12 protein-coding genes are annotated in these 13,514 nt (G+C 60.7%); 7 read left to right on the top strand and 5 right to left on the bottom strand.

All coding sequences use genetic code 11. The annotated features are described in order from the left end of the window. Nucleotides 1-56 precede the first annotated feature (56 nt). From CVM73_RS30940 to CVM73_RS30925, 5 genes are read left to right on the top strand one after another with little or no spacing between them, the layout of a single operon-like run. Nucleotides 57-611, top strand: coding sequence for a hypothetical protein (locus tag CVM73_RS30940; protein ID WP_146006682.1), 555 nt, complete (start codon nt 57-59; stop codon nt 609-611). Beyond that, nucleotides 608-871, top strand: coding sequence for a hypothetical protein (locus CVM73_RS40740; RefSeq protein ID WP_208639266.1), 264 nt, complete (start codon nt 608-610; stop codon nt 869-871). Before CVM73_RS30940 ends, CVM73_RS40740 begins: the two co-directional genes overlap by 4 nt. Then, nucleotides 864-1,973 (top strand): 7-cyano-7-deazaguanine synthase, encoded by a 1,110-nt coding sequence (locus CVM73_RS30935; RefSeq protein ID WP_208639265.1) that lies wholly within the window; start codon nt 864-866, stop codon nt 1,971-1,973. The genes CVM73_RS40740 and CVM73_RS30935 overlap by 8 nt, the downstream gene beginning before the upstream one ends. After that, on the top strand, nt 1,904-3,148 hold the full coding sequence (locus tag CVM73_RS30930; RefSeq protein WP_347338475.1) for a helix-turn-helix domain-containing protein: 1,245 nt from the start codon (nt 1,904-1,906) through the stop codon (nt 3,146-3,148). The genes CVM73_RS30935 and CVM73_RS30930 overlap by 70 nt, the downstream gene beginning before the upstream one ends. Then, a complete protein-coding gene (locus CVM73_RS30925; RefSeq protein ID WP_146006681.1) occupies nt 3,123-3,740 on the top strand; it encodes a PIN domain-containing protein in 618 nt (205 codons plus the stop codon). Before CVM73_RS30930 ends, CVM73_RS30925 begins: the two co-directional genes overlap by 26 nt. Before the next feature lie 81 nt (nt 3,741-3,821). Here CVM73_RS30925 and CVM73_RS30920 read toward each other — a convergent pair whose 3' ends face one another. Genes CVM73_RS30920 through CVM73_RS30900 form a run of 5 tightly spaced genes read right to left on the bottom strand, consistent with a single transcriptional unit; the run spans nt 3,822 to nt 11,062 of the window. Beyond that, the gene (locus CVM73_RS30920) at nt 3,822-4,298 is read right to left on the bottom strand and encodes a hypothetical protein (protein WP_100235565.1); all 477 of its coding nucleotides are present in this window, start codon (nt 4,296-4,298) and stop codon (nt 3,822-3,824) included. Between the two features lie 3 nt (nt 4,299-4,301). After that, nucleotides 4,302-5,471, bottom strand: a complete 1,170-nt coding sequence (locus CVM73_RS30915) for a Wadjet anti-phage system protein JetD domain-containing protein (protein WP_100235564.1) — start codon at nt 5,469-5,471, stop codon at nt 4,302-4,304. Between the two features lie 2 nt (nt 5,472-5,473). After that, nucleotides 5,474-8,908, bottom strand: a complete 3,435-nt coding sequence (locus tag CVM73_RS30910) for an SbcC/MukB-like Walker B domain-containing protein (RefSeq protein WP_100235563.1) — start codon at nt 8,906-8,908, stop codon at nt 5,474-5,476. Then, the gene (locus tag CVM73_RS30905) at nt 8,905-9,543 is read right to left on the bottom strand and encodes a DUF4194 domain-containing protein (protein WP_100235562.1); all 639 of its coding nucleotides are present in this window, start codon (nt 9,541-9,543) and stop codon (nt 8,905-8,907) included. The genes CVM73_RS30910 and CVM73_RS30905 overlap by 4 nt, the downstream gene beginning before the upstream one ends. Next, nucleotides 9,533-11,062: a Wadjet anti-phage system protein JetA family protein gene (locus CVM73_RS30900; RefSeq protein WP_245452478.1), complete on the bottom strand. Its 1,530-nt coding sequence runs from the start codon at nt 11,060-11,062 to the stop codon at nt 9,533-9,535. Before CVM73_RS30900 ends, CVM73_RS30905 begins: the two co-directional genes overlap by 11 nt. Before the next feature lie 441 nt (nt 11,063-11,503). On the opposite strand from CVM73_RS30900, the gene CVM73_RS30895 reads away from it, so the two are divergent. Both CVM73_RS30895 and CVM73_RS30890 read left to right on the top strand, forming a co-directional pair. Continuing rightward, a complete protein-coding gene (locus CVM73_RS30895) occupies nt 11,504-11,755 on the top strand; it encodes a helix-turn-helix domain-containing protein (protein WP_100235560.1) in 252 nt (83 codons plus the stop codon). Then, nucleotides 11,755-13,074 carry a type II toxin-antitoxin system HipA family toxin gene (locus CVM73_RS30890; protein WP_100235559.1) on the top strand — a complete coding sequence of 440 codons (1,320 nt, stop codon included), beginning with the start codon at nt 11,755-11,757 and terminating at the stop codon, nt 13,072-13,074. Before CVM73_RS30895 ends, CVM73_RS30890 begins: the two co-directional genes overlap by 1 nt. The last annotated feature ends 440 nt before the right edge of the window (nt 13,075-13,514 follow it).

Raw genomic sequence — 13,514 nt, 5'->3', positions numbered from 1 at the left:
TAAATTTGACATTGTCAGTATTTTTTAATTACAATCATGACATTGGAGATGAGCCAATGAGTGATGGACCACATAAAAGCCTGCCCATGCGGCGGCATTGGAAGGACCTCGCCGAGCGATCGGCGAAGGCCGCATTCTCGCCGGACCAAGTTTCGGAGGCGCTGCCCCATGCGCTGAAGAAGGAAATCCTCTCGGCCCCCATCAAAGAAATCCGCGATATTATGGGCGGCGACACCCTGTTTCCTGAATTGCGCATCGAGCGCCTGGACGCATTACGGCAGGCTCACCGTTCGGCGGCCGCCACTCACGTTATCGACTGCGCCATTGCCGCCGCCGCTTCTGGTTTGACGGGAGAAGCAGGCACTCACGCAGCTTTGCAGAACGCGCTTCAAGATACGACGTGCAATGCCCTCCGCGGGATCGAGGAGCATTACCAGCGCGAAGCCACGTCCCGCAGCGCCGGATACGTGCGGACGAGACTGGACGCTGCCAGCCAACAGCTCGACTGCGGCGCTCTCGCGCGAGACCTTCTAGCGCCCGCGACCCCGCCATCGCCGCGCTCCGTCACGTTACCGCGCCAGTCGGGCGTTGATGAAGGGCCGCCCCTATGACCGTGACGGCATACAACGCGACGATCAGCGAGAAATCGATCGATATAGTCGAAGGAGGCCGCAAGCCGCGCAAAGGACGCATCGCGTTTAATCTCGACCAAAATCTCGAATTCAGCATTGAGGCGCTAAGGTCCTACGCGTTCGCCCGCTGGGAAACCGTGATCTACGATGCAATGGTCGTTTCCGCCTCTATTGAATTTGCTGATCTCTCAGTCACGCGGCTGGGCGCGGCGCATCACCTTGCGAATTCCCGTGCATGATCCCCTTCGCTGGAGTGATCCTCTAGTTTCCAATGCGCTGCATGACGCGCTCGGTTTCCTCACGGGTGACTTCTGGACGCTTGAATTTGTACAGCGGTCCAAATCTGTCGCGGCTCCAATTCAGGAATGCCTACCGTTCCCGCGCCCGACCGAGGCCGTGATCGCATATAGCGAAGGCATGGATTCCCTGGCTGTTGCGGGCCTCGCAGGCAAAACGCTCGGCGACAAACTCGTCCGCGTCCGCGTCGGCTCCAAGGCTGCCGACAAAACCACTATCGACGGTCAGCCGCTGCCTTTCGCGAGAGTTCCTTACAGATTCAAGAAGATCAAGACGAGCAATCGCGAATCAAGCGCCCGGACCCGTGGCTTCAAATTCGCGCTGATCAGCGGTCTTGCCGCTTACCTCGCCGATGCCCGGCAAATTCTGGTGCCGGAGAGCGGCCAGGGTTCAATCGGTCCTGCTCTGGTAACCGTCAGTCACGCCTACCCGGATTACCGAAATCATCCTCTCTTCACCAAGCGGATGGCCCGCTTCCTCGCGGCATTGCTAAAAAATCCGGTGGAGTTTGTGTTTCCGCGTCTTTGGAACACGAAGGGCGAGACGCTGCGCGAATTCACTACGCTGTCAGAAAGCGAGACGTGGAAAACGACGCGATCTTGCTGGAGAGATGAGCGCTGGAGCGCGCTCGATCACAAACATTTACAGTGCGGCATATGCGCGGCCTGCATGCTGCGCCGCATGAGTGTACACGCCGCCGGATTGCGCGAAGAGGATGGAATCTATATCTGCACGGATCTGAGTGCGCCGTCGCTCGATGCCGCGATTCACCCTGACTTTACGCGGAACAGTCGCGCTTTCGAGCAATATGCGATCGCGGGTACACTTCACCTCGATCATATGGCGGACATGGCGGGGGCAAATGCGCGTCCCGCTGTCCAGCGGCACGCCATTTTGACAGGGATGGCACTCGGAATTTCGACCGCAGACGCCGAGGACAAGATTATCGGCATGCTCGAACGGCATGCTGCGGAATGGAGCAACTTTTTGGACGGGTTGGGAGAAAACTCGTTCATCAGGAAATGGACGCGGGCGAGTCAATGAGCGGCGAAAGACTAACGGACAAGGAAGTCGGCGAGCGCCTGCGGCTAGCGCGTGAGAACGCGAAGCTGACGCAGGTCGATGCCGCCGCCCAAATTGGAGTTGTGCGTACCACCCTTGTTGCGATCGAACAGGGAAAGCGCCGCGTCCAGATGGATGAGCTGCAAAAGCTCGCTATCGCTTATCGGACTTCCGCGAACGCTCTCTTGCGGCGTGAGGCGGTGCATCTTGATATGGTGCCTCGGTTCCGAAAGTTGCAGGAAAGCAGCGATGATGCGGTAGAAGCTGCAACGCGCCTCCTAAACGACCTCGTCCGCGCCGAAGTGGAGCTTGAGAATGCCCTGGGCGTCGTCCGTACGCGCAATTATCCCCCCGAGCGGCCAATCCTGCCGGGCGATATCCGAGCGCAGGCGGAGCAAGATGCGCAAGAACTGCGCGATTGGCTCGGCCTGGGACCCGGCCCAATCACCGATATTGTTTCCATCTTGGATTTACAGCTCGGCGTCCGCGTCTACGTGCGGCCCCTCAACGGCAAGGTATCGGGCCTCTTTGCTTATGATGAGACCGCGGGCGCATGTATTCTTCTGAATGCGAATCATCCCCCTGAGCGGCTGCTGCAGTCAGGAGTGCATGAGACCGCGCATCTTATTTCGACCCGCCGTCAGCCCGAAGTGCTGACGGATGACGAGCGTTTCACGTCGAGGGAAGAACGTTATGCCAACGCTTTTCAGCGTTCTTTCATCACGCCGGCACGGGTTGTGCGTCAACAATTCGCGGAAATAACCGCGGGTCAATCTCACCTCACGCGCCGCCACATCATCCTTCTTGCCCACACTTCGGGCGTGTCGCGTGAAGCTATGGTGCGCCGATTGGAGGAACTGAAACTCGCCCGCGAGGGTACCTGGGATTGGTTTGTCGCTAATGGCGGGATTACGGACGATCAAGTCCGTCAGGTGCTTGGCGAGTTGCCTGACAAAAAGGTCTATACCGCCCGGGCGCAGGGCTTGGTCCCACCGCGTCTCGCCCTTCTCGCCCGCGAGGCGTGGAAGAAGGATATCTATAGCGAAGGACAACTTGCCCGGTTGCTGCAACTAAATCGCCACGAGGTAAGAGAGCTTCTGGAGGGCGCGGAGAAAGAGGAAAGCGAAGCCAATGAGCTTGTCAAGCTTCCTCATTAATCCCCGCGTGGGTTTAGTTGCCGATGCCAGCGTTATGATCAATTTGAACGCCACGGCTCGCGCTGCAGATATAATGAAGGCTGTGCCTAACCCGTTTTCGATCACGGAGAACGCCGCGGCTGAGCTAAAAGCGGGATCTCAGAAGGGCTATAGGGATCACGAACAGCTTCTTGAGCTGATTGACGCAGGCCTCATACGCCGCGCTCCTCTTAGCGGTCCGGGTATGGCGGTTTATGAAAGCCTTATCGACGGTTCTGCCAGGCAGACACTTGACGACGGTGAAGCCGCAACCATCGCTTATGCGAAAGAGATTTCCGGGATCGCGCTCATAGACGAGCGCAAGGCAAGATCCCTATGCGCAAGCCAATATCCAGGGTTCCTCGCCGCGTGCACCGTAGAGTTTCTGATGCATGACGCCATTGCATTGGCTATCGGTGTCCAGGCGCAAGCTGACGCATTGTTGAGCGCTTTGAACGGCGCTCGCATGCATGTGCCCTCTGAGCATCTGGAACGACTTCGCACGATGATCGGCCCGGAGCGGGCGGCATTATGCAGCAGCCTGCCCAAGACGGCGCGAGCAGCTACCGTCTGACCACGTTCCGGCCAACACGACCAAGATGGCAGTGATATTCCTAAGCGCCAGAGCGGATTAAGAAGCCGCCGCGCGCAAACGTTAGTTCCAATTAATGTGACCAGCCGACAACTTTTTGAATTCGGAGCCATGGGCACATCCGGGGTTGGCCTCGATGTTTGCAATCAAGTAATCGAGGCATTCTTGCAGGCGTTGATTGATCACTGTTGCCCTCACTAGGGTAAGCGCAGTTTTTGCATGCGCGCGGCACAGTGTCCTGCCAAGCTGCGCGCGAACCTCAAAGTCCGACAACGCTACCATCACATGCGCTGCGAACCTGTCGCCCGCAAGCGATAGTATTGCGTCGTAGTACCCCCTACCGCCGGGTGACACGCCTTCGCAGTACGAGACCCCTCTGCCGATTCGGCACATGAGAACGGTCTTGAAAAGTCGTTGCGCGAGGTTGTCGAAGATCGATTGCTGGTCCGGGACATAAGAATAGAGCTGCGCAGCTACTGGCGGCTCATGATGGAAGTTGTCCCAGCCATCCGGATCGACACCGCGTTCATCCGCGGGCATTTTCTAATGAAGCTCTGGCAGGACTGGATCGAGTTCTTCCTGCTCGAGCGTCTTGGCTCCATCTTCCGCCAGATACGCTGCCAGAGCCGCGATACCGGAGGCCGGTGGACACCGAGCGGGTGCCGATTTTTTGAACGGCACTTGCCCCAAGCGCTCGGCAACTTCGACGCTCATGAGGTGGGGACGGATCGGTCGATCGACGGCGCGCTCGATGGTGTGGAAGATCCAGGTGCCGTCCGGATCGATGTCCGACCAATGAAAGATCGGCGTCTGTTCGGATACCAATCCTGCGATCGTCCGCAGCGCCTGCTGCGTGGCAAGCGAGGGGTACCCGCCGACATACATGGTCGTTCCTAATCGGCCGGGGTCCGCCTCGGCGATGTGCCGGTTGAAGCTTGCGAAGTTTTCGATCGTCAGAACGTAGGCCGGCGCCTCCCGGAATCGAATGCAATCTGCTTCCTTGGGACTGATCCCGAGATAATGCGGAGAGATACCGGATAGGTCGGCTCCATCGAGGTCGATCTTGCCCGCGATCAGCAGCGGCGGGGCGAAGCGCTCCAGTCCGATCGCTCGCAGTGCCTCGCGGGGGCGGGCGCCAGGCGGAAAGTCCATTATGCCGCTCAAAAGCCGGACCACGGCACCCTCGATGCGCTCGAGTATCTTGCTGTGCCCTACCGTACGTCGCGAGAAAGTTTTGTAGTCGACGTCCAGATGCTTGTTATCGAGGATCGCCTGCGCGAGAACGAATGCGTGGCGCAGCGTGTCCACGTCGGACGAACCGAATCCGTGCCACGTCTTACCCCGCGCCCACACCTCTGCGATTTGAGAGCCGCTGTTCTTCAGGGAGTCGTGCAGCGCCACTCCGGCTAATAGCCGCGCGGCGGCGTCCTCCGCGATGCGTGACGCCGGGGTACGGCCGAGATGTGGGTATAAGATCTCCGCCGAGGCCAACCGCACGTGTGCCACTTGGTCTCGCTTGGCGCCGCGCCCCCAGCCAATGGACACCGCGCCGGCACTTTCGGCTTTCCTGATCTGCTTCAGGAAAGCGTCCGCCGCGACAACCGACGAGAAAGCAACATAGTCCGGGTGGGCGATCGGACTTGCGGCCCCGGCCTCGAAGCGATCGAGCAGGTCGTTAAGCAGGCCGATCGCGTCCGTGAAACGTCGCGCCATGGCTACTCGGCGGCCAGACGAGTGGCGAGCTCATCTTCGGACATCAGGTCCGGATCGATGGCCATCAGTTCGCGCTTGGCCTTCTCTTTCAGTTCCACCACGGTCGCCCTGGACTGTTCGCCGATCCGGTCCACCTCTACGATGGTGTCCATGTGCTCGAGCACGGCGACCCGCTTCTCGAACGGCGCCGCGATCACGAACTGGAGCCCCAGGTTTTTGTAAAAGCTCATCATCTGCCGCTGGTTCTTGCCGTCCATCTTGGAGAAGGCCTCGTCGAACATGGCCAGGGCGAAACCGGCGGGCTTGCCGGCACGACGCTCCGCGCTGCCGTAGACGGCGGCCAGCGAAGCGCCGATGGCGACGTAGATAGGCACCTGCTGTTCGGCGCCAGACCCGGTCCCGCGCCGCTGCTCCCAGCGCGTCGAGCGGCCGGTGGCGACATCCTCCATGTGAATCTCGAAGGTGTAAAAATTCCGGTAGTCCTCGAACTGGGTGAAATCCTTGTCGGAGTCCTCAAGCAGCGCCTCGAGTGCGACGATCGTATCCTTGTGCGGAAAGTCGTCGGGCACGTCGCCCCGGAACAACATGTCGAGCGCCTCCGGCGACGTCTTGGCGATCTCAATGATCTTCAGGATGGGCTGGAACTCCACGACCTGGGTGCGGTGGAATGAATAACGCTCGTTGTGGAAGGGATGTGCGTAGAGACTGCGGTTCAACGATTGCAGCTCCCGCTCCATCTTGCCGATCCGGGCCGTGAGCGCGTTGATGAACTCGCCGCGCAGCAGGGTGGAGGCCTTTTCCGCCGCTTCCCGAGCCTGCCGTTCGTACTGGCGCAGCTCGTTGGATTCGATATCCGCGATGAGCTGCTCCATCCAGGGCTTTACCTCTCTCAGCGGCTCGCTCTCCGCGCCGACTTGCGAGCTCATCCCGAATTGGTCGAAGTAATCGTAGAGGAGCTCGCGGACCCGCCGCTCGATGCGGGCGCGCTCTGCGTCGGAGGCGTCCGCATCCTTTAGTGCCCTGTCCGCGATGGCGCGGTGTTTCTCCGCGAAGCCCTTTTGAGCTGCGGCATTGAGGCGCTCGCGGTACACGATCCTACCCTTTGCGGCGGAGTAGAGCGGGAAGGTCTTGCGATAGATCGACCGGGCGACCCGCAGGTTAAGCTCGGAGCCGGGTACGTTTTCGCCCTCTCCGAGCCTCCTCTCTGCCGATCTGACCTCACCGTCATGCTCGCCGAACGCCTTCTGCTGGATCTTTCGCTCGTCGAGCCTCTTCTCCTTCAGCTTCTGCTGCGCTCGTTTCTTGTCGCGAAGTCCGCCGTCGCCCGCCCCGTCAAGCGCTTCGAGCCTCGCCTGGGCTTCGGCGATCTCGGTCTGCGCGGCTGCGAAGGCAGCGGCGCTAGCCTTCAGATCGTCACGCTCCTCGCAGATGTTCTTCAGAGCGGTAAAGGCCTGCTCTGCCGCCTGGGCCTCCTTGCTCTTTTCCGTTTGGAGCCGATCCAGTTCCTCGGCCTGATCCTGCAGGGAGCGCAGGGCGTTCGCCTGGGCCGCCTTTCCAATCTTGTGCTGCGAGGTTTCGATCCAGCGATGGGTCCTTACGAGTCCGTCGTCGTAGAGGCCGTCCTTCATGATAGCCCGCCCCGGCCTGTTGAACTGGTCGAGCGTATCCGCGAGGCGGACCGTGCCGTAGCGGCGCATGATGAAGGCCATCGCGTCCGGATCCTGGCTCCGGAAGATCGAGGGGAAAGTACCGCGCTCCGGCTTGGCCCTGAACTGCTCGAGCTTGTTTAGGCTCACTAGCGATGCATGGCGAAACTCGCGGCGACCTTCCTTGAAGATCGACGTGGCGGCGCTGATATCTCCTCTGTCCACGAACACGGCTTCTCGGTCGCGGCCGAGGAGCGCCTCGGCGGCTCCCACCCACTCGGGTTCGGCGACTTCGATGATCTCGCAGAGCACGCGCGGGACCATTCCGCTCTGCCGCAGCCTGCGGCAGAGGAGCTCAGTGTCATCGCCGAGATAGGCCCGAGCCCCTCCGGCGGCGTGCTGTCGAATCCGTTCGAGCACCTCGTCGCGGCGGCCTCGGAGCCCGGAAAGCTCCGCGATGATCCTTTGACGCGCTTCGTCGATCTTCGGCAGCCATTCCTGGCCGCTTGCCGCGAAGGACTTCTCGGCCGCGGAGAGCTCGTCGGAGACGCGCCCGATGTCGGCCCCGGCGGTGGCGGTCAGAAGACGCTCAAGGGCAGGAACGAAGTCCTCGAAACCGTCCACGCACATCGCGCGGAGCGGCTCCAGGCGGCGGATGTTCTCCATACGAGCCTTGAAGTCCGCCGAGGCGCGGTGCGCCGCCTGCCCGGCCGCATCGGCGGTCTGCTGCAGGGACTTTCTGCCGGTCTTGGCATCGTGCTCGGCGATCGCGGCCGTGAGGCGCTCGATCTCGTTATCGATGGCCTTGACGTCGTCGTCGATGAAATCGAGTTCTTTTGCTGCGGCGTCCCGGCGCGCCATCTCGGTACGCCGCTTGGTCTTGAAGTCCAGGTTTATCGCGCGCGCCGCAAGCCAAGTCGCGCGTTTTGCGATCCACTCCTCCCTGAACTTGGTCTCGAGCGCTTCTTCAAGAGTGCCGAGGACGACCCGAAGCGCCCTCAGGGCTTCGAGCCTGAGGCGCATCTTTCTGATGGTTTCGCTGATGTTGCGGTATGTCTGGATCGACTCGCGCAGCTCCTTGATGCCGATCGGGCTGTCTTCGAGGATGTAGTTCCGCACGAACTGCGTGGCCGTCTGGTTGTGGTCGAGCGTCATCGCGTTGACGATTGATTTCTGAAGGGCGCTGGCGTTCTGCTCGCCATAGGGCGAATGCGGCAGAAGATGGCGCATGTACTCGCGGACATAGTCGCTCGCCCGGTCGCGATGATTGACGAAGTTGCCTTCGCCGACCGCCGCGACGATCCGGGCGCGCACGTCCTCCCAAGGCGCCGGGAATTGCGACTTTCCTCGCTGCTCGATGAAGTCCCTGGAGCTCAAAACGGTCCCGACGGCGACGAACAGTGCCAGCACGGTCTCCCTGCTGTCGGACTTGCGCGCCTCAAGCGCCATGCCGATCGTGACCGGCGGTCGATCGCCTTCCTTGTCCTCGAACGCTAGCGCCACGTAGGTGCGCGCCTCGTCGCGCCTGCGCTGGTCTTCGCCGAGCGTCCCAAGGCAGTAATCGACGACGCTGCGCTTCGAGCCGCTGCGCGATTTTCCGCTGTCGCCGGCGACCGCGTTCAGGCGCAAGAACCGCCGGCTTCCGCCGGTGAGAACGACCTGTGCCATGTCGAGGATTGTCGATTTGCCGGACCGGTTCTCGCCCAGGACCCCGACGTGTCCTGTCACGTCGATGTCGGCGATGTCGAACAGGTGCCAGTTCACCATCGTGAGGTGTCGCAGCTCCATCATGCCTCGTCTCCTGCGGGCTGCGGAACCCGCGCCTCCTCGCTACGGACGTAGCGCTCAAGCCGTTGGAGGGCATCGCCGCCACTGATCAGCTTGATCATCGGGCGGATCCTGATCTCGCAGTCCTGCTGCTCGTCGTCGAAGTCCCCGATCTCAACCAGGTTGCGCTGGGCCGCCTCGCGCAGGACGTCACGGAAACGGGCGGCCGAGATCGCGCCTCCGCCGCCATGTTGCGCCATCTCACGGTAGCGATCGAACAGGTCGTTCAAGGTGGCGACAACGACGGCCCGGTCCTCGACCGCTCCGACGTTCACCTCTTGCTGCCAGTACGCCGCCAGCACCAGCATGACGATGGTTTCGTCGAGCTTCATCCGGGGTAGCGGCACATCCTCGTCCATGGCGACGATGCCCGCCCATTGCGCTTCCGGATCGCGATGGACGCGGTATCCGCAACTATCGAAGAAGCCGTCGACCACGTCGCGGAAGCGGCCATCCATGATCATGTTGTAGACTGTCCCAGTCCGGGGATCTCCCGCGAACACGAACTGCCGCCGTAGCAGGAAGTGCAGCGCTTTGCGGAGGTCAGCTGCCTTTTCCGCGCCGAAGGATCGCTCGATGTTTTCGAACTCACTGAGCACGGGCTGCCTCTGCTTTCCGGAAGTGGCCGGATCGCCTGACCACGAAGTTCGCGCACCGAAGCCATTGGCTGTCGTGGGGCGGCGTGTCTGGGCGCGGCTCAAGATCGAACCCGGCCGCGACCTGCGCCGGAACCTCGCCTGTCAACGCATATCGGCGGGCGCAATCGAAGGCGAGAAAGTCGTCCACGGTCTCGATTTCCATGAAGCGGGCTTCCCTGGTCGCGAAGGGCGGCACCTGGCCCTCGAGGAATCGTCTGACATCCTCGGGCCGGGGCGCGATTCGAGCGATGTACTCGAGGCGGAGCTTCTTGCGCAGTTCGTACAGCGGGTCCGATGGCGGCTCGGCGAGCTCCCTTGCTTCGACGGGACGGCGCGGCTGCCTGGCCGGCGCCTGATGGTGCTCCGACCAGGGGGACCACAGCGGCTCGATGCTCCATTCGATAGTTGCCTTGTGGTGTCTGCCGTCCCGCAGTAGGGCATCCAGGCGCCGTACCAGGTCGCCGGCCCGGCCGACCAGTCCCTGCCCGCCCCGCTCGGCGTACTTAATGGTGTTGCGGACCCGGGCTTCGAGCTGCCTGCGGAAGGCCTCGATCCTATCGAACATCTCCCCGATCTGATCGAAGATGCTTTCGATGGCCAGCAGGTCGTCGGCCGCGGCCATTCGACCGTCCTCGATATCGGCTGCCATGCTGGAAGCTGTGTACTCCTCTGCGAGGACCTGCATGGTTTGCGGGGTGTAGGAGATCCTCCGCGCGAGATCGACGATGGCGTCGCGGAAGCGGTACGGATGGTTGACGGTGAGGATGGACTCGAAATCCTTCAGCAGGAGCTGGTCGACGAACTCCTCGAAAAAGGCTTCCAGCCGGGTAGCGACTGTTTTCGACTCCATGACGGTCCGCCGGACGCGCTTCAGGTCGGCGAGAATGGCCCGCAGGCTCTTAGTGAACTGATCGGCCTGATTGCGCGCCTCGCGGACGGCGAGCGCGGCTTCGCGCTGCTTGCGGTCGGTGATCTCGGGCCTCAGTTTTTCAACGGCCTCCAGGTTGAGGCGGATTTGCACGATCAAGCCGCCGAATCGCTGCGAGAGATCCTTGTTGAGGCTCGCGAGCCGCTGGATCACGAGCAGCGGTCCCATAGCCATGTCCACGGTAACGCGAAGCCCGTATTCCTCCTCTTCGAGCCATCCCCAGGCGAGCAGCCTAGCGTACAGTTGTCGGGCAAGACCGAGCGCCTTGTCGCCCTTCTCGGAAGCGAGCGCGACGTCGGCCTTGCGGATCCGGCGGCGTCCCGCGGAGATCAATTCCGGAAGGCTGCCGAAATCATCGCCCTCGTTCCAGAGGGCGGGGTTGGCGCGCATGACATCGTAGATGGCATGGACGACCTGCTGCGGGGTCGGAAACGACGGTGCGCCTGAAAAGAAGTGTTCGTGCAGATCGAGCAGACAGGCCGCGTACAGGTGCTTGTGATCGCGCGAGAAGGCCAAAAACGCGTCGTCATGCAAATGGCGGAACAAGGTCAATGACGCGGCTCCTGGGCCCGACTTCATGCTGAGATGGCGACGCTAAACGCATGATGTGCCCGACAACATTGTTATTGAGAGTGGGTCTTGAAGATACAACCGGAAGATCGATTCGTTCTTAGTATGTTCTAATATAGCTTTCCAGCTCAATCGCTGTCGAGGCTCCAAAAGTCGGATCGGAGTTTGTGTCCGGTCTTTAGATACGGAACAAGCCGGCCTCAAGGCATTGAATTGTATAACTCTTCCGATACAAGGAGTTGCTGGCGCGAGAGATACAACCGTTTGTTACCGCTTCGCCAAAACGTTAACAAACATCTGTGAAGCATTTTTCCATCATCGACCGGGTCCATGCTCTCCCATTCATACGCAATCGCGTATTAAATGTAAATATACGCGAAAGCGCATATTGACGTCATATACGCACTCGCGTATCGTGATTTGATGGATACGATCGCCCGCACCCCGCAACAAGTTGGCGCTGGAATCAGACGCTTCCGGCGGCAGAAGAAGCTTACCCAGTGTGACCTGGGTGAGAAGATGCATGCGCGTCAAGCGACAGTCTCGAAGCTCGAGGCCGGCGAACCTGCAACGCAGCTGCGCATCCTGATGGATGCGCTGGCCGGGCTCGACCTCGAGCTTGTCATCCGGCCGCGCACCAAATTAACGGCTGAAGCGATTGAGGATCTCTTTTGATGGCGCGTCGTCCTGCCCGGGCGCCGCTAAATGTTTACCTCAACACGCGGCTGGTCGGCCGGCTGCGACGCGAGAGCAGCGGCGCAATCGATTTCCAGTACGACAGGCAGTGGCTCGCGTGGGAAAATGCCATCCCTGTTTCGGTGTCGCTGCCTCTGCGCGAGGATCGTTATATTGGCGATCCAGTCGTCGCTGTCTTTGACAATCTTCTGCCCGACAATGACGACATTCGCCAACGCGTCGCTGAACGTGCGCATGCTGACGGCCCCGACGCTTACAGCCTGCTCTCCGCCATCGGCCGCGACTGCATTGGTGCGCTGCAGTTCCTGCCCGATGGTGCCGCGCCCGGAGCCGCCGGCGCTATTGATGGCCGTGCCGCCAGCGATCAGGAGATTGCAGCCATTCTCGGCAATCTTGCCAGCAATCCACTCGGCATCGGCCCCGACCAGGATTTCCGTATTTCTCTGGCCGGTGTGCAGGAAAAGACAGCGCTGCTTTACTGGAAAGACAAGTGGTACGTTCCTCATGGCACGACCGCAACTACGCACATCATCAAGCCGCAGATCGGGAAGTTGCCGAACGGAATCGACCTGACCAGCAGCGTTGAAAACGAGCATCTGTGCCTCGAGCTGGTTGCCGCACTCGGCTTGCCGGTCGCCAAATCAAGCATCATCGATTTCGCCGGGCGCCGCGTGCTCGCAGTTGAGCGGTTCGATCGCACCTGGACGCGCGACGGCCGGCTGTTGCGGCTGCCGCAGGAAGACTGCTGCCAAGCACTATCGGTTCCGCCCGCGCGCAAGTATGAATCCGACGGCGGACCTGGCATCCGCAAAATCTCGGATTTCCTCAAGGGCAGCGATACGCCTGAGGACGACCGGGCCATTTTCTTCAAGGCGCAGATCGTGTTCTGGCTGCTTGCCGCCACCGATGGCCATGCGAAGAATTTTAGCATTCATTTGGCGCCGGGCGGACGTTTTCATCTTGCCCCGCTTTACGACATCATTTCGACCCAACCGAGCCTGGACGCTGGACAGATCAGCCAAAACCAAATGAAGCTGGCCATGGCGATCGGTAGCGACCGGCATTACGTCGTCCACACGGTTCTCGGCCGACATTTCGTGCAGACTGCTAAGAGCTGCGGTCTATCCGACAAAACAGTCAAGGCTGTCATCCAGCAGCTCGGCGATACAGCCGCAAAAGCCACAGATCAGGTCCTGAATGCGCTTCCAAAAGGATTTCCGGAGAAGATGGCCATATCGATTGCTGATGGCGCGAAGCGCCGTGTGAATTCGCTGGCTGGTCTCAAGAGTAGTGAATGATCCGCGGCCAGTCGGCGCGGCGCTTAGGTAGGCTTTTCTGACCGAGCCGGCGTTGCGGCCAAGATCTCGGGATCATAAATTTGCTATTTGTCGCCTTGATGAAAGAAGTTGCTCTCCGCGTCCCATCCTTCAAGGCGGCCTTCATCGAAGGAGCCCAATCAGCCACCGCCGCACTCAATTCGTGCCCGGCGCCTTCACCGCATGAGGCGCCGCTCCAACGCCTCTAGAACGGCGTTGAAAGCAAGTCCGATCATCGTGATGCTGATGATGCCCTACATCTGAGGCATCAGGAACGTGTACTGACTGTTGATGATGAGACAGCCAAGATTTGCCTTCGCCCCAACCATCTCGAACGGCATCAGCACCACGTAGCGGACGCACTGCCAAGACGAGTGCATAAAGATGGTGGCAAGCAGGCAGGATCACCCTCCGGATCAGTT

Origin of the sequence: Bradyrhizobium forestalis, from assembly GCF_002795245.1 — a bacterium.
GTDB lineage: Bacteria > Pseudomonadota > Alphaproteobacteria > Rhizobiales > Xanthobacteraceae > Bradyrhizobium > Bradyrhizobium forestalis.
The sequence above is the reverse complement of the archived record's forward strand: the minus strand, read 5'-3'. Positions and strand labels throughout refer to the sequence as shown.